Annotated in this window: 16 protein-coding genes; 7 read left to right on the plus strand and 9 right to left on the minus strand. The window is 61.8% G+C overall.

Annotation, left to right across the window (positions count from 1 at the left end; genetic code table 11):
• Window positions 1-822, plus strand: an 822-nt coding sequence (locus tag JNK74_27020; protein MBL7649844.1) for a Gfo/Idh/MocA family oxidoreductase, incomplete at its 5' end; no start/stop codon positions are given.
• Window positions 823-918: 96 nt separating this feature from the next.
• Here JNK74_27020 and JNK74_27025 read toward each other — a convergent pair.
• Window positions 919-1872 (minus strand): hypothetical protein, encoded by a 954-nt coding sequence (locus JNK74_27025; GenBank protein MBL7649845.1) that lies wholly within the window; start codon window positions 1870-1872, stop codon window positions 919-921.
• Between the two features lie 169 nt (window positions 1873-2041).
• Here JNK74_27025 and JNK74_27030 point away from each other — a divergent pair, with 169 nt between their 5' ends.
• From JNK74_27030 to JNK74_27040, 3 genes are read left to right on the plus strand one after another with little or no spacing between them, the layout of a single operon-like run.
• Window positions 2042-3085, plus strand: a complete 1044-nt coding sequence (locus tag JNK74_27030) for a hypothetical protein (GenBank protein MBL7649846.1) — start codon at window positions 2042-2044, stop codon at window positions 3083-3085.
• Complete coding sequence (locus JNK74_27035; GenBank protein MBL7649847.1) at window positions 3082-6186, plus strand: peptidase domain-containing ABC transporter; 3105 nt, start codon at window positions 3082-3084, stop codon at window positions 6184-6186. The genes JNK74_27030 and JNK74_27035 overlap by 4 nt, the downstream gene beginning before the upstream one ends.
• 3 nt (window positions 6187-6189) lie before the next feature.
• Window positions 6190-7389, plus strand: a complete 1200-nt coding sequence (locus JNK74_27040; GenBank protein MBL7649848.1) for an HlyD family efflux transporter periplasmic adaptor subunit — start codon at window positions 6190-6192, stop codon at window positions 7387-7389.
• 154 nt (window positions 7390-7543) lie between these two features.
• Here the strand turns inward: JNK74_27040 and JNK74_27045 are convergent, their stop codons facing one another.
• The 8 genes from JNK74_27045 to JNK74_27080 all read right to left on the minus strand — a co-directional run bounded on the left by JNK74_27045 (window position 7544) and on the right by JNK74_27080 (window position 17677).
• Window positions 7544-7723 carry a hypothetical protein gene (locus JNK74_27045; protein MBL7649849.1) on the minus strand — a complete coding sequence of 60 codons (180 nt, stop codon included), beginning with the start codon at window positions 7721-7723 and terminating at the stop codon, window positions 7544-7546.
• Window positions 7724-7804: 81 nt separating this feature from the next.
• Window positions 7805-7993, minus strand: coding sequence for a hypothetical protein (locus tag JNK74_27050; GenBank protein ID MBL7649850.1), 189 nt, complete (start codon window positions 7991-7993; stop codon window positions 7805-7807).
• Window positions 7994-8107: 114 nt separating this feature from the next.
• Window positions 8108-8317 (minus strand): hypothetical protein, encoded by a 210-nt coding sequence (locus JNK74_27055; protein MBL7649851.1) that lies wholly within the window; start codon window positions 8315-8317, stop codon window positions 8108-8110.
• Between the two features lie 641 nt (window positions 8318-8958).
• Complete coding sequence (locus JNK74_27060) at window positions 8959-10014, minus strand: sigma 54-interacting transcriptional regulator (GenBank protein MBL7649852.1); 1056 nt, start codon at window positions 10012-10014, stop codon at window positions 8959-8961.
• A complete protein-coding gene (locus JNK74_27065; GenBank protein ID MBL7649853.1) occupies window positions 10011-11141 on the minus strand; it encodes a hypothetical protein in 1131 nt (376 codons plus the stop codon). Before JNK74_27065 ends, JNK74_27060 begins: the two co-directional genes overlap by 4 nt.
• A gap of 54 nt (window positions 11142-11195) precedes the next feature.
• Window positions 11196-11612 (minus strand): SurA N-terminal domain-containing protein, encoded by a 417-nt coding sequence (locus JNK74_27070; GenBank protein MBL7649854.1) that lies wholly within the window; start codon window positions 11610-11612, stop codon window positions 11196-11198.
• A gap of 207 nt (window positions 11613-11819) precedes the next feature.
• A complete protein-coding gene (locus JNK74_27075; protein MBL7649855.1) occupies window positions 11820-16802 on the minus strand; it encodes a PAS domain S-box protein in 4983 nt (1660 codons plus the stop codon).
• Between the two features lie 167 nt (window positions 16803-16969).
• The gene (locus JNK74_27080) at window positions 16970-17677 is read right to left on the minus strand and encodes a DUF1080 domain-containing protein (GenBank protein ID MBL7649856.1); all 708 of its coding nucleotides are present in this window, start codon (window positions 17675-17677) and stop codon (window positions 16970-16972) included.
• A gap of 297 nt (window positions 17678-17974) precedes the next feature.
• Between JNK74_27080 and JNK74_27085 the strand changes: the two genes are divergently transcribed.
• The 3 genes from JNK74_27085 (at window position 17975) to JNK74_27095 (ending at window position 21833) form a co-directional block, all read left to right on the plus strand.
• A complete protein-coding gene (locus JNK74_27085) occupies window positions 17975-19297 on the plus strand; it encodes an amidohydrolase family protein (GenBank protein MBL7649857.1) in 1323 nt (440 codons plus the stop codon).
• Between the two features lie 341 nt (window positions 19298-19638).
• Window positions 19639-21234, plus strand: a complete 1596-nt coding sequence (locus tag JNK74_27090) for a PQQ-dependent sugar dehydrogenase (protein ID MBL7649858.1) — start codon at window positions 19639-19641, stop codon at window positions 21232-21234.
• 35 nt (window positions 21235-21269) lie between these two features.
• Window positions 21270-21833 carry an ankyrin repeat domain-containing protein gene (locus JNK74_27095; protein MBL7649859.1) on the plus strand — a complete coding sequence of 188 codons (564 nt, stop codon included), beginning with the start codon at window positions 21270-21272 and terminating at the stop codon, window positions 21831-21833.
• Window positions 21834-22039 lie beyond the last annotated feature (206 nt).

Here is a 22039-nt window from a genome sequence, read left to right on the forward strand (position 1 = left end):
GGCAGCAGCTACGCCGAGTGCCAGGATATGGTCGCGGCGCTGGTGAATTCCTCGCCCGACATCGTGACCCAGGTGGCACTGCAATACCGCTTCTACCCCTGCACCATGCGAGCGAAGCAGATCGTGGAGTCGGGTTTCCTCGGCAAGATCTACAGCTTCCGCGCCAGCTACCTCCACGCCAGCTCCGCTGATCCTAACAAGCCCCTGAAATGGAAGCTCGACAAAGAGAAGGGGGGCGGCGGCGTGCTGTACGACCTCGGCAGCCACGTCCTCGATCTGGTCAACTTCCTGGCCGGTCCCCCGGCGAAGATCTTCTGCGAGACCCACACGGCCGTGGCGGAGCGCATGCACCCCGAGACCGGCAAGATGACGAAGGTGGAGACGGACGACCTGGCCCTGCTGCTGGTGCGCACGAAGGACGGCGCGCTGGGCAGTGTGGAGGCCACCAAGATCGCCACCGGCGCCAACGACGAACTCCGCGTGGAGATCCACGGCGAGAAAGGGGCCCTGCGCTTCAACCTCATGGATCCCAACTGGCTCGAAGTCTACGACTGCCGCGACAGCGGCTCGCCCATCGGCGGTGATCGGGGCTACAAGAAAATCGAGACCGTGAGCCGCTACCCCGAACCAGGCGGACTCTTCCCCGCGCCCGCGTGCAACGTGGGCTGGCTGCGGGCCCACGTGGCCTGTCTCCACAACTTCCTGTCCGCGATTGGCGGCAAAGCCGAGGCCCACCTCACCATTCCCGGTGCGGCCGAACTCCAGCGCCACCTCGACGCCGCCTACAAGTCCGCCGACACCGGCGAATGGCAGGTGCTGTGAGACGACGTGCGAAAAGAATGTGGCATCCGCCTGAGGCGGATCCTGGCTGTGAATTGCAGGCCGAAGGCCTGCGTTCTCTGCACTGCTATTCAGCGCTCATCGCGACTTCGTTTTGAAGAAATTCCAGATCACCCGGCTCGCATCCATATCCTGGCTGATCCGTCCCACACCCGCGAGAGACTCCAGTAGATTCGAGCGGCTCCCCGGCCAGGTGTGGCCCCCGCCCTCCACCCGGTAAAACACGAACGCCGCGCCAGACACACCGGCGGCATGGGTTTCCCTGTAAACCCGGGTCCCATCGTCTGGGTCCAAATCCGGCAGCGCTTCCACCTCGGCGTCAGCGGCGGCGCCATTGCGATTCACCCAGAAGTTCACCGTATCCGCAGCCGACAGATACGTGACCGCACTCGATGGACCCTGCTGCACCGTGCCGCCCTCCCACGGAAAGAAAGGGTCGTCGGTTCCGAAAATCATCAGCATGGGCACGGCCGACCCGCCCTCGCACGCATCGGGGAATCGCTCTGGCAGCGTGATCATGACCGGAGCCACGGCGGCCAGGCGGTCGCCCAGCGCGCACGCGAGCCGTTGGGCCATCAGGCCGCCGTTCGATGCCCCGGTGACGTACACCCGCGATGGATCCACGCCATAGTCTTCTATCAACTCGTCCAGCAGCCGGGCAATGAATCCCACATCATCCGCGTCCTCCACCAGCAATCCCTTCGCTTCGTCCGTGGGATCGCCGTTCCACAGAAAAGTCACGCCCCTGGGGTAGCACACGATGAAGCCTTCTTCGTCGGCGATGAGATCGAAGTCGGTCGTCCGCGCCATCATGGCGCCGGTCGATGCAAAGGGGTGGAGCGCAATGACCAGCGGCCAGGTCTCGGCGGAACTGAAATCGGACGGTAGGTGAAGGAGGTACTCCCGCTGCCGACCGTCGTGTTCAAGGGTATGCCGTGTGCGACCCGGTCCCGCGAGACACCCGGGGAGGAGCAGGAGCGCCGCGAGTCCGGAACCGAAGACTAAAGAAAAAAGCTGTGATCGATGATTCATAGGGTAATTCTCCGCCAGATGCGTCTTGGAATTCCACCCGGAGTATTGTAAACTCTTTACAAGCTTGGGTGGTGGCCGGAAGTATCGTGGATCGTGACGATAGGCGTTCGGGCGCGCAGTTGGGATAGGCCGCTGCCGCGTGGGCGGGCAATAGACATGGGAGTACAGTGTGGTTGAGCCCGAAATCTTTTCGTGCGGTGCGACCTCCTTCACCCCTTCGCACATTCTGACAGCGGCGGCGTTCTGGGGGGAGCTCGACGATCACTACGTGGAATCAAAAAGACGCCGACTGGCCCTCAATCGCGCCAGAGAGGAGAGCATCGAGATTTCGGACGAGGAACTTCAGGCCCGCTCCGAGCGGTTCCGGCGCGAATTCGGATTGCGGACCGCCCGGACAACGGAAAATTGGATGGCCGCGCGCGGCGTGACGGTTGATGCCTTCACCGACTTTCTGGAGCGCGATGCCGCGCTGGCCATGTTTGATGGGCTCTCGGCGAAGGCAAGCAGAAAGCACCCCACCCGCGATGAAGAAACCATGGCCGTCCTCTGGTCCGATGCGGTGTTTACGGGGGCGGGCGACCGCTGGAGCCGACGTCTCGCCGTGCGCGCGGCGGCCGCTCGTGATGTGGCGGAAGGTGCGGGAATTCCCGCTTCAATCTTCGATACCCTCGGCGGAGACGTGAGCGAAGGCATGCTGCCATGGCTTGACCACTTCGGGCTGGATGCCGCCTGGTTCACCCGGCTGCGCGTGATCGATGCGGCCTTTGCCCATTTCTCCACCGTAGTGCAGATCCCCGCCCGCCTCGACGAGGCCCTCCGGACCCAGTGGGATGCCCTTGTCGCCGTGCGGGTGGAGCTGGGCGGCTTTCCCACCGAGTCCGCCGCGCGCGAGGCCTTTCTCTGTGTGTCCGAAGATGGCATGTCCCTGGAGGAGATCTGCCGGGAAGCCGGCGGTCACTACAATCAGGGCGCCCTGCTGCTGGGCGATCTGCCCCTCGCCATACGCGCCCAGGCCCTTTCCACCCCGGTCGGTTCGTTGCTCCCCGTATTCCCCTGGGGCGACAGCATGGTCCTGTGTCGACTTCTCGGAAAGACAGAGCCCAGCCTCGGCGATCCTCGTACGAATGAGACCGTTCGCGCCGCCGTACTCGATGGCGCGCTCCAACCCCTGATAAAACGCCACATCGTGTGGACCGTGGGCGGCGGCGAATGAGCGACGACCGGGACGAAATGATCGCGCGTCTCAACCTGCTCGAGTTTTTTCCGCCCGGGGCACGGGAACGGGTTGCCGCATGCTGCCGCACCGTACATTACAAGTTCGGCGAGGTCATCGTCCGCGAGGGCGACCCGGGTGACGCCTACTACATGCTGGTCGAGGGCCGCGCACGGGTCTTCAAGCGCGGCGAGAACGGCGAAGAAATACCCCTCAACATGCTGCGCCCCGGAGACGAATTCGGGGAGATGGCCCTCCTCGAAGAGGGTACGCGAACCGCCAGCGTTCGTTGCAGCAGCGACGCCAAGCTGTACTGTCTCGCACGCGCCGATTTCCACCGCATACTTGCGGAAGCGCCGGAACTGCGCCACTTCCAGCAACTGCGAATCCGCTACCGCAAGGTCCACAACTTTCTTCGCGAGACCTCGGGCTTCGGAAAGCTCCCCGCGCCCGCCCTTCAGGCCTTCCTCGAACGTCTTTCCCCCGTGTCCTTTGCCCGGGGTGAATTCATCGTTCGCCAGGACGAAAACTCCCACGAGTTCTATATCATCGAAGAAGGGCGAGTCCACATCTTTCTCCACGAAGGACACGTGCGCAGAAGTGTGGCCTTCTGCCGGGCGGGAGACTATTTCGGAGAACTCTCCGCCATTCGCGGCGTGCCCCGTGCGGCCACGGCCGAAGCGGTGTCCGATTGCCGCCTGCTCTCCATCAGCCGCGAAGCACTGTTGGAATTGATGGAGACCTACCCGGAGTTCCGCCAGGCCATCGAAGCCCGAATGGCCACCTATTCCTTTCGCGAAGAGGCCAAAGTGCCCCTCGATTTCTCCCAGGAGCTGCTCCCCGTATCCGTCGCGAGCCGCCCCCTGGAGATCGATGCCGTCGAGGCGCCCGTGGACATCAAAGGCCCCTGGAAGGGCTCAGCGCCCGCAGCGCGTGGCCGTGGGCGCAAGTGGGGGAGACGGGTGCCCTTTATTCGCCAGGTGGACGCCATGGACTGCGGCGCCGCAGCTCTCGGCATGATCTGTCGATACTTTGGACGCCGGGTAAGTCTGCCGCGCATCCGTCAGCTCGCCCACACCGCACTCGACGGCACCAGTCTCAAGTCCATCGTCGGCGCGGCCAATGAACTGGGCCTGGCGGCCCGCGCGGTCAAGTGCGGTCCCGACGATGTGGACAACCTCGCCATGCCCGCCATCGCCCACTGGGAGGGAAACCACTGGATCGTCGTTGCGCGCGTCGGAAAACGCTACGTCGATATCGTCAATCCCGCCTCGGGCCCCGCGCGGGTTCCGCGCGCCGAGTTTCTGCGGAAGTGGAGCGGCTACGCGGCCCTTTTCGATTACACGCCCGCCTTCGAGGACGCCCCGGAGGGCCAGCGCACCTGGGGCTGGGCCCTGGATTTCGTCAAGCCCTTTCGGTGGACCCTCGCCCAGATCCTGCTCCTCTCGCTGGTGACCAGCGCACTCCAATTGCTCCTGCCCGTTTTCACCCAGGTCATCGTGGACCGCGTTGTGGTCGATCGCGACCTGGAAACACTTCATATCATGGTGGGCGCCATGATTGTCGCCCTTGGCTTCATGCTGGGCGCCAATGTGCTCCAGCGATTCATGCTGAGCTTCGCCGCTGTACACATCGACGCCTCCATCCTCGACCACCTGACGCGCAGCATGCTCGCCCTGCCCATGAGCTACTTCAATAACCGGCGCATTGGCGACATCCAGCGGCGACTCGCCGGTGCCCGGCAGGTCCGGGAGTTTATCGTCCACAGTGGTCTCATGGGCCTGCTCTCGTTTGTGCAGCTCGTGGCCTATCTCTCGCTTATGGGCGCGTACAGCGCGACGCTGCTGTTCGTATTCCTCGCCACCGTGCCCTTCTACATGGGACTCATGTATTTCTCCCGGCGCATGCTCCGGCCCCTTTTCAACCGCATCGAAGAGAGCTTCGGGCGCTACCAGTCCCATCAGATCGACTCCATTCGCGGCATTGAAGCCGTGAAAGCGAGCGCCGGCGAGCAGCAGTTCCGGGATCGCATGCTGAACGAGTTCCTCGGTCTGGCGCGCACCCAGTTCAAGAGCAATTTCACCATCATGTTCTACGAAAGCGCCGTCCAGGCCGTCAGCTACCTCTCTACCGTTCTCTTCCTATGGGCGGGCGCCCACATGGTCATGCAGGGCCAGATCACCATCGGCGGTTTTGTCGCCTTCAACGCCCTCGTGGCCATGACCTACAGTCCCATCCTCACTGTGCTCAATCTCTGGGACGAATTCCAGATGTCCGGCGTACTCATGAACCGGGTCAATGACATTTTCGAGTTTGAGCCCGAGCAGGGCCGCGACCGCAGCCACCTGAAGCCCGTCCGCTCGCTGGAAGGCCGGGTGGAGTTGCGCGGTGTCCACTTCCACTACGGCGGCGAGGGCAGTCCGCCCATCCTGAGCAACATCAATCTCGACATCCCATCGGGCCGCACCCTGGCCGTCGTCGGACGCAGCGGCTCGGGAAAGACCACCCTGGTCAAACTGTTGGCCGGACTCCTGGAACCCACCTCCGGAACCCTGCTCTTCGACGGCGTGGACATGAAGACCCTCAACTTCCGCGACCTGCGCCAGCACATTGGGCTCGTGCTCCAGGACAACTACGTCTTCGACGGCACCATCCTCGAAAACATCGCCCTGGGCGATCCCGAGCCCGATATCCACCGCGCCTCCTGGGCCGCCGAGGCCGCCAATGCCCACGATTTCATCGCGCGCTTTCCCCTGGGTTATGAAACCCGCATCGGCGAGACCGGTATCGCCATCTCCGGGGGACAGCGCCAGCGGATCGCCATCGCCCGGGCCATCTACAACAATCCACCGATCCTCATATTTGACGAAGCCACCAGCGCCCTCGACAGCGAGTCGGAGCGGGCAATTCAGGAGAATCTGACCCGCATCCTGTCCAACAGGACCGCCGTGGTCATCGCGCACCGCCTGAGCACCATTCGCAACGCCGATCTCATCGTCGTCCTCGAAAAGGGCGAGGTGGCGGAGACCGGAACCCATGACGACTTAATCGCACGCAAGGGACTCTACTTCTACCTGCACGGCCAGCAGATGGGATTCTAGGCAATGTCGGGACGCGAAAACGATCTCCAACTCCCCAAGTCCGGAAGGGTCACCGAACTCTTTCCCTACGAGATGCCCTTCCGCGCCGCGCGCATGATCGCGGCGCTCCTCATCACCTTCTTCGGGATCGTGGTCGTGGCCTCCGTCTTTATTGATTACCCCGAGACGGTTAACGCCCCCTTCATCCTACTCCCCGAATCCGGCGCCGATCCGATTCAATCCGCCTTCGACGGCGTGGTGGAAGAAGTCCACGCGGTCGTCGGCGCCAACGTCAAACGGGGAGATCTCCTCTACGTCGTGCGCTCCCCCCGCATTCAGGCGCTGTCGGCCGAGCTTCGAACCCTGCGCAGCGATCTCGAAGCGGTGTCTCTCAAGAAGACCTCCGCCGAAGATACCTTCGGAATTAATCGTGAGATACAGGCGGCCGAGATCGCCCAGCGCGAAAAAGAGGCCGAATATCGTCGGCGCTACCTCGACGTCTACCGGGATGTGAACGACCGGATCGAGAAACTGGGGAAGGAGGGACTAAGCTCCTCCATTGAAGTGCTTACCCACCAGCTCGGCCACGCCGAAGCGCTTCGCGACGCCGCACTCGCGAGCGAAGAATTCAAAATGGCTGAACTTGCCTTGACGCGGTTGGAGGCCGAGCACCGACAAGAAATGGAGGCCCTGGACAACGAAGCAACAAAGCTTCAAGTCCGGATCGATGGACTGGCCGGACAGCTCAGGGAGGTCAACGGCGATCTTGCCCGGCTTTCCGCCCCCTGCGACGGCGCCCTCGTCTCGGTCGCGCGGCAGCGCGTCGGCGACGTCGTGAGCGTCGGGCAGGAGCTGTGTCAGATCGCTCCGGCGGGCGCACCCCCCCTGGCCCACCTCCAACTGGAAGAGCGCGGCATGGCCAAACTGCGGGAAGGCCAGCCCGTCAAGCTGCTCTTTGAGGCGTTCCCCTATCAACGATACGGTGTTATCGACGGGGCACTCACCTGGTTGAGTCCCGCGCCAATCACCGCCGGGGGAGAAGCCCACTTCGTTGCCCACGTGAAACCGTCCGCCCTCGAAATTGGCGGTCGCGGTGTCGCCCACCCGCTGAAGGCCGGCATGCGCGGAGAAGCCCGGGTACAGGTGGGCCGCCGAACCCTCATCGAATATGCGTTCGAACCCATTCGCCAGTTGCGCGAAAACATGCGCAGCCCCGGGCAGTGAACCCGGTCGACGCTCCCGCCGCCAAACCAGGTCCCTGAAATGAGCGCCGGGGACGACCGCCGCGCTGTGCGCCGCGTGCGTCCCCGGAACAACTCCCCGATTGCGACTCAGTCTCTCCCGTGACCGCTGGCAATAAGATTATGAAGAACGCCGCTCAGCGTTCGTAACTCGTTCCATCCTGGGGAGCCCATTCTTTGTACATCGCAATTGTCGTTGCCTCCCGGACTTTCTGCACCGCCGGCAGCAGCAAGCCGATACCGCCCTTGACGTGCTTCAATTCGTCTTCCGAGATGCTCAAGTCTTCCTTCAAATCCGTGATTTCAATCTTGGCCATGTTATTGCTCTCCTCGGCGCACCGCCGATTGGTGTGACCTCAACCGTTTGATCCCTGCATGCCGGTGAACCACCGCAGCCTTCAGCCGCCCAGAGGTTTTACATCCAGTTGGACGTTAATCTTGTTCGACGACAACGTCGGGGAAGAAACCACTTCGCCCTTGATGTCGCCCAGCTTCATGTAGGCGGGGCCGCCCTTCACGTGCTTCAGCTCTTCTTCCGTAATCGCAATGTCTTCCTTCAGATCGGAAATCTCTATTCGGGCCATCATTAACGCTCCTTGCTGTTAGTCCCGATCCGCGCGTATCCGCAACGGTTACTCGGGCATATTCGGTTTCCGGCTGTACCTACTCCCATACGCCAACCCGGGCGTCGGAGTCTTGTGCTACTTGCCTCGCGAAGGCGGTGTGCCAGGTCCGGCATTGCCGAAAAGTCCCGCAAAGGGCGAGGACGATTCCGGTTGCTCTCCAAAGAGAAGCTTCTCGCCGGCGCCACCAACAACCACTTCTTCTCCATCCAGATCGTCCAGGCGAATCACGCGCTTGGCCGCTTTGGGATGAGCCTCTTTCTTTTCGATGTGCTCTGTGTTTTCCATAGGAGTACCTCCTCTATTCATCACAACAACCAGTTATAAGCGAAGTCCGTGCCAATTCTCAGATATTGCTTCAAGCTGTTGCAAATACTGGATTTGGATAGGGGGGTCTCAACCGGCGGGTAATTCGGCGGCCTCGTTGTAAGGCCAATTCCGAGCCGACCACAAGACCATGATGGTCCCAGAATCGGTCCGTCGAGCCCATTCGAATCCCGAATCTGCGCCAAATGAAGCAGGAGCGTTGCCGAACGAACGTTCCGCAACGCCCCTGCCTCTCAACCCCTGTGGGTTCCGGGACCGTTGACCGCAACGCGCAGCATCCAATTCACTGCCAGCCAGAACATGCGTCGTCAGCCTGCGATCCTTCGTATGGTCTCGCGTCGCTTCCCTACGGGGGAAAGCAACGCGTCTTCGCCTGATAAATGACTCCGTGCACGGGCAACCCCGGTCTCACGACCGATTCCACCCACCCGCTCGGGGAGAACAGCTTGTAAGAGCGGATTTCATGCCACGGCGCAGCCGATCACGTAAAGCCCTTCGAGACAAGCCCTTGTGGCAATCCACGCGCGGGGAGCCCGCCGAGGGGCCTATCCGCAACAGTACAAGATCAATACCAAAACAGCACCAGGAGCACCGAATCGGGACTACTCGAGGCTGTAATCCGTCAGCTTGCGATCCAGCGTCGACCGGCTCACGCCCAGGGCCTTGGCCGTCTGGCGCTTGTTTCCACCGTGACTCCGAAGTACCCACTCGATATGTCGCTTCTCCGCCGCGCTTAATGATTCCTCTGCGGGGAGTGGGGGAGGCACGACCGCGACCCGCCCCGATTCCCTCGCCAATTCCAGGGACTCCGGCGGCCCCGGCTCATCGAAGTGGTCAAGCAGAATCGTGTCCAGCGTGATCACGTCCGACTCCATCAGCGCCACCGCAATATGGATCACCTGGTTGAGCTCCCGAAGGTTCCCCGGCCACGGATGCTCCATGAGACTTTCAAACGCGTCCTCCTCGATTCCGGAAACCGACTTGTTCATCACCCGGGCCGCCCGCACAATCTCCCGGCGTATCATCCGCGGCAGGTCGCGTCGGCGCTCCCGAAGGGGCGGCACACAGAGCGTTATTCCCTTGATGCGATAAAACAGATCCTGGCGGAAGCGGCGGCTGGCCACAAACTCTTTCAAGGGGTGGCAGGTGGCCGTAATCAGGCGCACGTCGGCATGGAGGAGTCCCTCGCCGCCCAGACGTTCAAATTCCCCCTCTTCCACCGCCCGCAGGATCTTCGCCTGGCCGGCGGCGGAAAGGTCCGCAATCTCGTCCAGAAAAAGCGTGCCGTGATGGGCCAGCTCGAATTTGCCCTTCACCTGCCGGTCCGCCCCGGTGAAGGCGCCCTTCTCATGGCCGAACAACTGGCTGTCCAGCAGCGTGTCGCTCAGGGCGGCGGCGTTGAACGAAACATAGGGACCGCGCGCGCGACCGGACGAATGGTGAATCGCCTGGCTGATCACCGTCTTGCCCGTGCCGGATTCGCCCAGCACAAGCACGGGCAGATCGGTGCGCGCCGCAAGGCGCGCCAGATGGAGACAGCGCTGCATGCACGCATCCGCGCTCGTATAATCGTCCAGTGAAGCGGCCTGCGAGGCCGCTGCCGTGAGACGTTCAACGCCCATGTCAATCGGGTCCTTGCGGTGTCTGAGCTCGTTCATGAGGGAGAAACCGCCGGTGCTTCGCCCGGCGCCGGGCCCCTTCCGATCCCGTCGTCTTTTTCAAGAATGCCAAAGTCGTAAAGGCGACGAACAAGTCCGGAATCAAGCCGGATCCGCGTATCTTCCCGAATCGCCTCCAGCACATCCACCGTGGGGCGCCCGTCAAAATACCGCAGCAGCGGAAGGAGCAGCGCCGGCGCCTGGAGGGGCTCCGTGCAGGTCAGCGCCTGGAGCGTGCCCCGCCGCTCATCCTGACTCAAGATATTGTACGGCGCCGTTCGGAGGCGTTCCGGAACCCCATCGGCTCGCAATTCGTCAAATCGGGTGACCAGCTCAAGGTGGAAGAGCCGGGCGTCCATGCCGGTGACCGCAATCGCGTCCAGCGCGGAAAGGGCGTCCACCCGATCCGCGCACGCGCGGTAGAAATCCATCCGGGATCCTGGCCAGTGCGCCCAGGCGTCGCGCTTCAACGTGATCCGATTCAAGTCGTTCACCTTCGGCTGGCCCACGGAAATCACCGCCTCCGGATGTTCCAGCACCTCCGCAATCGCCCACCAGGACAGGCCCCACTCCAGACTGGAAAAGAAACCTTGTACCGTCCGCCAGAATCGCGTACCCGTGATTCCCCGCTCATGCTTGCAAAACCACGTGGAGCAGACCGAGTTGCGCTCCTGCCAGATCCCGCACAGGGGGCCGGTCTCCGAGTCCTTTTCGATCGCATAGGGGCACAGCATTTCGGGATCGCGCCCGAATCCATCCTTGTGATGATGGGCGTAGACCGTGGCCCACTTCGCATTCGGCTGCACCGCACGCATCGTCGCGGTTCCCCGAACATCCCGCTCGTCTTCGATGATCGATCGCAGCGCCGCGCCGCCGGGATTGTCGTTGGCGGCCGCCCGTCCCACCAGGAAATTGGGGAGATCGGGGAAATAGGTGCAGCACTTCGTGGCCCGGTTGTAGTAACCCATGCCGCTGTCCAGCCGCGCCGCGTGGTGGGTGCACATCGCGCAATCGAGACACGAGGCGTTTCGCTCCCGGGGTATCCCCGCCGGAAGCAGTTCCGTCACCCAGCGCTGATAGAGCGCCGGCAATTGTTCAAACTCCTGCGCGTCCGATGGCTCGGCCATGCGTGCTCTCCTTTCGCCCACGTTGGAAGGCGGCCCGCGCCGCGCACAAAGAAGTTACTCGGCAAGTTTTCGGTTCAGCCAGTCTTCCACGGATAGCTCCCGGATAAGCGTCTTGACCACGGGGCTTTCCGTTATGGATCCGTCGCACGTCGCGGCAATGTGGTCGCGGGCCTTGCTGATCCGGATGTTCTCCTCCAGGTGTCGCTCCAGCACATCCGCCGTGATCCCGTTGTTGCGCATCCAGGCCACGGTATCACTGGCTTTGTGCAGCCCGTTCAGCGCGCGATAGGCGTCCGCCGCCCGCTGGAGCTCCTCCCCGCTCGCCGAAAGGCCGGCCTCCTCCGCCGCACGCAGCAGCAGCTTTCGCCGCACCAGGTTGGCGAGTGCTTCGGAGAATCCCCCTTCAATCCGAAGGTAGGATACAACCTCGCCTACCGAGACTTCGAGCGTACCAGATCCCAATTCCGACATCGCAAATCTCCCGTGTTGGCCCGCACCAGGCGGGCGCTGCCTTTTGACAGGGGACAAAGGAAATCAAGCGAGTGCAGCCCACCCGGGGCCACACTTGCGTCGGTCAACTTCCTCATCCTCACGCGCCGTACCACACGCCATTATGACCCAAGTTCCGATCCGTTGCAATACCCCCTTCCCACGCCCCGCGCCGCCGTCACCCCTCATTCAGGAGAGGCCCTCGCCCGGCCCATACAGCCACCGCTCCAGCGCCGCCGCCACTTCCGGCGCGCGGACCGGCTTCGTCAGATAGTCGTTCATGCCCGCTTCGAGGCAGATCTCCCGATCACCCTTCATCGCGTGGGCCGTCATCGCAATGACCGCAACGTCTCGGTTCCGGTTGGACGCGCCGCCCTCTCGAATCATGCGGGTGACTTGGAGTCCGTCCAGCTCCGGCATCTGGCAGTCCATGAAGACGAGATCATAATCCGATTCCCCAAGGGCCCGCAGCGCTTCATGGCCGCTCTCCACGGCACGGGCCAGATACCCCAGCTTTTCAAGTATCTTGCTCGCCACCATCCGGTTCGTGGCGTTGTCATCCACCACCAGAATGCGCGCCTCCTGCTTGCGCGTCTCCGAAACCGTATGCCGGGTCACCAGTGCGGGCGGCGGGCTGTCCGGGAGGGTCTGGGGTTGACCCAGCACCAGCCGCAGGCAACCCTCCAGATGACTCTCGCGAATAGGTTTTACCAGGTATCCGGAAAAGCCCAGGGTATTCAGTTCTGCCGCGTCCCCCTTCCGACCCAGCAGCGCCATCGCGACCAGCTTGCATGCCCCGTGGCCCGGAAGCTCGCGGATACGCTGGTACAAATGCTCAACATCCCCCTCGGGCAAATCGATTTCGATCAGCGCGGCGTCAAACGCGGAGCCCGACTGAGCCGCCTCGGCGGCAAGCGAGATCGCCCCCGCCGCATCGGAAGCGCTGGCGTGCGCGCAACCCCACCGGTCCAGAAGCCCCTCGATAAGCGAAACGTTCGCCCGCTGGTGATCCACCACAAGCACGCGGAATCCCGCCAGGTCCATCGCCGCCTGTGGTGCCGGGCGGCATTCGGCCTGTTTCCGAAACACGGCCGTGAACCAGAAGGTCGAACCCGCGCCCGCCGTGCTCTCCAACCCGACACGGCCCCCCATCAACTCCGCAAGTTGACGACATATTGCCAGGCCAAGTCCGGTCCCGCCATAGTTGCGCGTCGTTGACGCGTCGGCCTGCGTGAAGGGTGAAAAGAGTTGCGCGCGCTTCTCCTCCGGAATACCGATGCCGGTATCGCTGAACTCAAAGCGGACCGTGGCCGATTCGGCCGTTTCAGTCTCCAGAAGGGCCCGAATCGTGACCTCGCCCTCCTGCGTGAACTTTACGCCATTGCCTCCCAGATTCAATACGATCTGGCGCAACCGACCCGGATCGCCCTGGAGGAACGAGGGGACTTCCGGATCCACATGGCACGTCAGTTGGAGGCCCTTTTGATGCGCCCGGATGGCCAGCACCTCGACGGCGTCTTCCAGCGTAAGGCGAAGGTCAAAATCGATCGTCTCCAGGTCAAGTTTGCGCGCCTCGATTTTTGAGAAGTCCAGGATGTCGTCGATCAACTCCAGCAGCGCCTGGCCACTGTTTCGAACAATCTCCGCATAGTGACGCTGCTCCGGGGAAAGGGGCGAGTCTAGAAGTACACTGGTCATCCCGATTACGCCGTTCATCGGGGTTCGGATTTCATGACTCATGTTGGCCAGAAACTCACTCTTGGCCAGGTTGGCCCTCGCCGCTTCATCCGCGAGCGAATTCGCGTAGGCCGTCGCCGCCTCCAGCTCCATGCGGAGCCGGACATCGGCCGTGATGTCTTCCGTAATCATCATGATGCCCGCGACCTCCCCCTCGCCGTCATACCAGGGCCGCACTTCCCACTTCAGGAACAATTCCTGGTTGCTTCGACGCCAGTTGTCCTGATCATTGCGCTCCACCGCGCCCTCAAGGCAGCGCGCGTGGATCTCCCGCCAGCGCGGTGGCAAGTCCGGGAAGACCTCGTAGTGGGATCGCCCGATGATCTTCTGCCCCTCCAGGCCGTAGTCCAGATACCACTGGTTGCTCACCGCCACGTAGCGGATTTCCCGATCAAACATGGCTACCGCGGCCGGCGCGTGTTCCACGAAGGCCTTCAAACGCGCCTGCTCTTCGGCGGCCAGATGCTCAAGACGCTTGCGCTCGGAGACGTCCGAATGGGTCCCGATTACGCGCAGCGGACTACCGTTCGGGCTGCGCTCCACGATACGGCCCCGGTCCAGAATCCATTTGTAACTGCCGTCCTTGCACCGCATCCGGTGCTCGTTAACGTACGTCGCCGTCTCGCCCTTGAAGTGGGCCTGAAGGTCCTCCAGCGCCCCGGAGAGATCGTCCGGGTGCACCCGGGACTCCCATTCCGTCAGCCCGGTGCCGATATCCCCTTCGTCATAACCCAGCATCCGTTTCCACTGTGGGGAAAAGTACACCGAGGCCGTTCGCGCGTCCCAGTCCCATAAGCCGTCGCCCGCACCCTCAAGAGCAAACTGCCAGCGCGCTTCGCTCTCGCGCAACGCATTCTCCACCCGCTTCTGCGCCGTTACGTCCACCGCAATGCCCAGAAAGCCCGTGATCGCACCTTCGTCCGAACGGATGGCCGTCACTACCAGCGATACCGTCAGCGTCGTACCATTCTTCCGCACATAGGTCCATTCCCGAAGCTCCGATCCCTCGACGCTGGGGATCGCAACGAATACATTAAAACCGCTCACTTCATAACCAAGTTCCGCACTCAATTCCCTGCCACGGGCCTCCACCTCGTGCTTCGCGTGAATTAGCGCCGGCGTGCATTTGCCCACCATCTCCGCCTCGCTGTAGCCCAGCATGCGCTCCGCACCCCGGTTAAACACCTCTATCGTCCCCTCCGGCGTGGTCGATATGATCGATACCTCCGAAGCCGCCTTCAGAATATCGCTCAACTGCTTCTGAGAACGGTGGAGCTCTTCGGCGGCCCGCTTGGTCTCGGTCATGTCCACGATCTGGGAGATGAAGTACAGCGGCTCCCCGCGATGGTCCCGCACCAGCGAAACGCTCAGAAGCGCCCAGACAAGGTGGCCATCCCTGTGGATGTACCGCTTCTCCATCCGGTAGTTCGGTATCGTCCCGGCAAGCATCTGCGCCACGAATTCCATATCCGCCGCCAGGTCATCGGGGTGGGTTATATCCTGAAAACCCTTCGTCTGAAGTTCCGCCTCCGAGTACCCCAGAAAGTCGCAGGTCGCACGATTCACCCGAATCCACCGGCCCTCGGGCGAAACGAGCGCCTTCCCGATCGGCGCATGCTCAAAGGCGCTGCTAAATTGCTCCTGGCTCTCCAGCAGCTCCGCCGTGCGGGTTTGGACTACCCGCTCCAGGTCCGCGCGGCGGCGGGAGAACATGAAGGAGAAAATTGTGATAACCGTGGTCACAAACAGTCCGGCAAGGGCCACTATCCAGCCTGTACGAAAGGGATTCGCCGCGATGAAGGCGGGACCCGGTTCGAATACCAACGAGTAGGTGCGCCCGAAAAAGAACAACGGAAAGGTGCGTGACACGGCCCAGGGGTTCGACGAATCCGCCCGACCCTGGCCCCGGCCAAGCTCGGCAAGGTGCTTCGGTTCGGCATCCGCGTCCAATTGATAGAGGTTCATGTGGGTCGGCGAGTTGTCCGGATCGATGATCGACAGTGCCGACTGGAGCAGGGGCCGGAGGCGAAGCGCGGCGCCCACATAGCCCAGCGGCGGGCCCTGAGGAGCTGCATACCCCCGGACCGGGTGGAGAACGAGCATCCCGTCGTGCTCGGTCGGAGACTGGACCAGGGGAATGACGTCTGTGGCGGAGGGTAGTCCCGTGGAATCCGCCAGGTTAAGGGCCGCATAACGGATCGGGTCGGACGCAATGTTGAATCCGATAATCGCACGATTGTCCATCTCCGGCGCGGCCGTCAACACGGGATAGCAAAGGTCCGATTCCAGCGAAACCCTTCGTTCGCCGGAGGCGCCGTATTCCCAAATCTCGAAATCCGGACCGAATCGGGCCCGACCCAGGGCCTCCACGTTCGCGCGCTCTTCCCGGCTTACCCGCGGAATCCACTCCAGCGCCTGTATCCCCTTGATCCGAACGATCGGGGCCGCGAAGTGTTCGAATTCTTCTTGATCCACTTCCTCAGATGATTCGTAGTGCCGCACCAGCGCACCGACCTGATTATCCCGGAGATCCCGGAGCGCGTCCGCCACATGGTCCGACTGGGCCTCCGCAAGATGAGAGAAGGAGAGGTGGTGCGCCCGCGTCTCGGCTTCGTTCGCGGTGAGTGCAAGCAGAATTGTGACATAGGTGCCAAGCGACGCGGCCGTGATCGTCTCCACGTGCCGGAGCCAGCGCCTGGCGCCGGTCGTTTGGCGCGCGCGCCAGCGCAGCAGCAGATCGCTGGCCACCACAAGCAGGCCGATGAAGCCAAAGCAAATCGCGACGATCAAGTACTCACGGTGGATGTCCGCCTTCAATTTGTCGACCTCGACATCCATGCCCACCACCATCAGTACCTGGCTCGTGCGGGGGTCGAGCACAGGGGCAAAGGCGGATATGAAGCTGCCGTATTCGTCCGTATAGGGCCCCTGTACCAGGGGCGTGCCGGAATTGAAGATCGCTAGATTCTCTTGGGTCGCCTGCTCGTACGGTTCACCGACGCTGGATGAAAGCGTTTCCCCCGCGGCGTAGGATTCCGGGCCAAAGACGATACCGCCGTTGCGCATGGCCTGCGTGTAGATGCCCGCCACCTTCAGTTGGGGCGCAAAACTCTGGAGATGGTGGCGCAGGCGCTGGAATTCCGGCCGCTCCAGATCGTCCGGCGTGAAGGAAAGACGCTTCGCCAGCTCCGGCTCCACGGATCGCGCCACATAAACGACATCGGACTCCAGGGTCGCGCGGAGAATTTCGTCCAGATTTCGGGCGCGCCAGTCCGCCGTCAACACCCCCAGAAAAACCACCATGCTCAAGGCGATGGGAAGTCCCCTGCCCCAGCCGCCGCCAAACGCAGCACCCCCGTGGTTCAAATAGGACGGAACCGCCGCGTGGTTGCCCCGGTGGCCTTCGGCCTCATGTATCTCTTTGATCGGATCCATTCCTGACACCATCTCCGGGGCACGGCAACGCCTGAACTTCATGTCGATCAGGCGGCCCGCAGGGCCGAAGCGCTGCGGGCCGCAAGGGAGTCTTCAAAAATACTTCGCACTGCCGATCGGTCGCGAGCGCCCGGATGATAGCCGGGTCCAACGCCGCGACCCAGGCACTAGGGAAGCTCGCGGATGCGGAGGTTCTTGAATTCTATCGGAGAACCCTCGGATTCAAGCGCCAGAAAGCCCGTGCTCGGCGTGCAGCCCGTGCCGCCGGAAACTTCCTCGCCGTTGACCCAAAGCCGGACTTCACCGTTGATGGCGCGAACATAGTAGTGGTTCCATTCGCCCACACCCTTGGACAGATTCTTCGAGGGAAAGCTGCGCTTCCCCTGCGGTGCCACGGGGGGGAAGGGGGTCATGTCCGACACACCCACGGGAAACACATCGCCATTGGTCGTGAACCAGTCCGCCTTCTGGCCGGACTTCTCATACTCCGCCGTGTACCCATGGTCCAGCACCTGTACTTCAATACCATGGGGCAACTTGCCCTTGGGCAAATCCTTCAGGGACTCCTCGGGAATCCAGAAAAATACGCCCGAGTTACCCGCGGACTTCAGGTGACGCCATTCCACCACCAGTTCCAGATTCGTGACCTTCTCCTTCGAGCGGATCACGCCCACCGGGCTCCCGGTGCACTTGAACATGCCGTCTTCCCACTTCCACGTATCCTCGTCACAATTCACATTGACAAAATCCTCCAGCGTCCACTCGCGCCAGCCGGGCCCCGTGCCGTCGATACAGGCTTTCGGTAGTGTCGGCGCGGTCGCCTCGGCGGCTTCAGCCGGGGAAACACGTGTGACGCCCGCCACGGTGGCGACCATCGCCGCCAGCAATATGCCGGAAAGCGCCAGTTTCACAGGAGTAATAACAGGGAAGTTGAGATTCATCGTTCTGCGGCCCTTGTAATGGTTATCCCGGCCAGAAGTTTGGGGCGGGTTTGACGCTAGTGTAACCCTGACACCGGACGCGTTCAAGCGATGTGTGAGGCGGGCCGTTTGACGGTGGACTTCGGGGGCGCTATGCTCATGTCGTTCACGTTCAGAGACGGTCGATACCCAACGTCAAATACCGGCCCGGCGCGCTGGCGCTTCGCCGAAACCGCCCCAGAGGAGGTGCCCATGTCACTCCGTGATGACCTGCGGATGCGTATAGAAGAGACCCCGTTCATCGACACCCATGAACACCTCTGGGACGAAGTCACCCGCCTCGGTGAGCGCCCCTACCCCGGAGGCCAGCCCGGGCCCGCCCGTGACTTTTCCCTCCTCGCCGCCCACTACATCGATTCCGATCTGATGTCCGCGGGCATGACTGCGGAGGATATGACGCGGCTCAAGGCCCACGACACCGACCTCGGGGAGAAATGGCGCATCTTCGCGCCCATCTATGCCCGATGCCGCAATACGGGCTACCTGCGTAATCTGCGCGAAACCGTGCGCATGCTCTACGGCGAGGAGGACCTGCGCGAGGACAACTATGGCGTCATCTCCGAGCGCATTGCCGCCCTCATCCAACCCGGCTACATGCGACGCGTGCTCAAGGACGTCGCCAAAGTCGAGCATTGCCAGGTCAACAGCTTCGAAGGCGTCGTTTTCAATGAAACGGCCCAGCCCGATCTTCTTTGTCAGGATCTCAGCTTCGTCGCCCTGAGCACCGGCATGAACGCGGAGAACATGGCCCGGCTCTCCCAGGCCTCCGGAATCGAAGTGCGCACGCTGGCCGACTGGCATTCGGTCATCGACTGGGCCTTTGCAACCTACGGACCGCGCGCCATCGCCGTCAAGAACCAGAGCGCCTACATCCGCCGCCTGGACTATGCCGATGTCCCCGCGAAGGAAGTGGCGGGGCTCTTTCAACGCTTCGCCGACCACCCGGGCGAGATAGGCAAGTTGGAAAAGAAGCCCCTCCAGGATCACCTCTTCCACTATTGCCTGCGCAAAGCCATCGAGTACAAGCTGCCGGTCAAACTCCACACCGGCTATTTCGCCGGACACAACCACATGCCGCTGGAACAAATCCGCCAGAACGCATCGGATCTCTGCCCCCTCTTGAAAGCCTATCCCGAAGCAAAATTCATCATCATGCACAATGACTATCCCTACCAGGACGAAGCCATTGCCCTGGCCAAGCATTATTCCAACGCCTTTATCGACATGTGCTGGGCCTGGATCATCAACCCCGCCGCGGGCGTCCGTTTCGTGAAGGAATTCCTCGGCGCCGCCCCGGCATGCAAGCTCCTCACCTTCGGCGGCGACTACGGTCCGGTGGAAATGGTGCCCGGCCACGCCGGCATTGCACGCCAGGGACTTGCCCAGGCCCTGAGCGAACTCACCGAGGAAGGGTGGCTCGCCGAAGGTGAACTGCCCGACCTGGTCGATCGCCTCATGCGCGGCAATGCCCGGGAGATTTTTGACTACGAAGGAACGCTCAAGGCTTGGGGCTGATCTGAGCGGCGCTCCCCCGCGAATAAGCCAGGGGATTGCGTTTGCGCACCACCCGCCGCAATCATTTCGTATTTCCAGCAAGACCATTTTTCGATTTTCTTCAGTCCGCAGAAAAAAGTGACGTACGAAGCGAGATTCACGGACACCAACTTCTTCCACATGCTACAGCAGGGCCGCATACGTAGGCCGATTATTCGCGATTCAATTTATGAACGCCTTCTTCTCGGTCAATTTGCGTAAATTTGCGGTTCAGCGCTTGAATCGCAGTTGTAGGTTGTACTGCTCATTCCGCACGATTCTACGGAACGGAAAAGCCGCCAACTACCGGGAGTATCCTTTAAATGCCTCGACGCACCATCGCCATCGGCCTCACTATCGCGGTCGCCATCGGTCTCGCTGGATTCGGCTCGTTCGGTCAAGTCCACGGCGCAAAAGGCGTCGTTCTCCAGCCCCTCAACGATCCCATCCCAGAGTCTATCCCGCTCGGCGATATTGTCATCGATCTCGAAGTCATCGCCGATGGCCTCGCCGCGCCCCTCGGCGCCGCCTTTCCCGACGACGGCTCGGACCGCGCTTTAATCTTCGAGCAGACCGGGCTCATCTGGAGCGTGGCCAGTGACGGCACACGCACCGAGTTCCTCGATGTCTCCGAACACCTGATAACGCTCGGTCTGGGTGGACCAGGCACCTACGATGAACGCGGTCTCCTCGGCTTTGCGCTCCATCCCCGCTTCGTGGAGAATGGATGTTTCTATACGTATACGTCCGAACCCATCGACGGACCGGCCGACTTCCCCAATGCCAACATGACCGACAGCAGCGCCCACCAGAGCGTAATCGCCGAATGGACCGTGGTAGAGGGAAATTCCAACCTCGGCGATCCGGCCAGTCGGCGTGAACTGCTCCGAATCGATCAGCCCCAGTACAACCACAACGGTGGCGCCCTCCACTTCGGGCCCGATGGCATGCTCTATATCGCCCTGGGCGATGGTGGGGGACGGGACGACGATCAGCGCGGCCACGCCGAAGGCGGCAACGCCCAGGATGAAACCACCGTACTCGGCAAACTGCTCCGCATCGATGTGGATCTCGGCGAAGGCGACATCCCCTCGGCCAACGGAAGCTACGCCATCCCGCAAGACAATCCCTTCGTGGGCGCGGGCATCGGCGAAGTCTTCGCCCTCGGTTTCCGCAATCCTTTCTCTTTCAGCTTCGACCAACTAACCGGGGCGCTCTATGTAGGCGATGTAGGGCAGGACGACATCGAAGAGGTGAATATCGTCGAATCCGGCGGCAACTACGGCTGGCATGTAAAGGAAGGGACCTTTTTCTTCCAGTCCAATGGCGCCCAGCCCGGTTTCGTAACGGCGGAACCCGCCGAAGGCCAGTCGGGCGAGGGCCTGCTCGACCCCATCGCCCAGTACGACCACGACGACGGGCTCTCCATTATCGGGGGGCACGTCTACCGGGGAAATTCCATCCCAAGCCTTACGGGTCGCTATGTCTGCGGCGATTTTGGCACCAATTTCGGCGAGCCGAGCGGACGACTCTTCTATCTGGACGAAGAAAACAACTTTCGTGAACTCCTGGTCGGAGAGGAAGCCGCGCCCTATCCATACTACGTAAAAGGCTTCGCCCAGGACCTCGACGGCGAGATCTACATCTTCGCCTCGCAGAACGCCGCACCCGCCGGCGCCTCCGGCGTCGTCCACAAACTCGTCCCAATCACTGCAGGCGAAGGAGAGGGCGAAGGAGAGGGCGAAGGAGAGGGCGAAGGAGAGGGCGAAGGAGAGGGCGAAGGAGAGGGCGAAGGAGAGGGTAAGCAACCGGCTTCGTGCCAAGGCAGGGCCGGCGGAAGTGGTTCATTCAATCCGACTGATCTGGCGGTAGTTGCGGGAATGATACTCATGTTGGCAAGACGTGTCTCGGTGGCGTAGACACCCACTGCGACTGGAATTGAAGGGCTTTGAGAATGGGAAGATCAAAATGGTTGTGGTGGGGTGTTTGCATTGCGAATATTGTGGCGTGGACCAGCTTGATTATCTTGAACGGCCCACCAATGCTCGACAATTATCTGAAGTCGAGAATTACTTCGCCATACATTGCAGCCCTCTACGGGAAAGCTGATGTTCTGGAGGCTTGGTTGGCAAAGGGTGGTGACCCCAATGCTCCAGTGAAGGAGGGACTAACGCTGCTTCAATACGCGACATCTGAAGGGAGTCAAACTATGTCGGATATGCAGCGTAGAGTGCAGACAGTCGCCGTGCTTCTGCGCCACGGTGCCGATCCCAATAAGTTGGGCTACGAAAGAAGCCCCTCACCGTTGATGAACGCCGCAAAGCTCGACGACTTGGGTACTTTTGCCCTGCTATTGGCTTCGGGGGCGGATCCCGTTCCCGATTTAGGACACGAAGAATCAATCTTGAGTTATATTGAGCGGGAAGGCGTCCCCTACCAGAAGGAGAAGCTCAAGCTTCTTAAATTAGCATTAGCGCTGGATCGGCCCGAAGACGTTCCCGTGGATGCAGGAACTTGAGCGAGTAAAGCTAAATCCAAGCTAGTCCACCGGCTCTCGCCGGTGAGCTTTCAACAGGCTCCGCCGTTCGGCCGTCAATCTTTATGACGATAATAGGGGAGGCTAACCGCCGTTGACATTATATACTTCCGCCGTATTAGCTCCGAAGGAGCGGCATATCGTAGCCCAGGTCGAAGACCCGCCGTGGTGGGCGCGAGCGAAGCGAG

It is taken from the genome of Candidatus Hydrogenedentota bacterium, assembly GCA_016791475.1.
Lineage (GTDB): Bacteria > Hydrogenedentota > Hydrogenedentia > Hydrogenedentales > JAEUWI01 > JAEUWI01.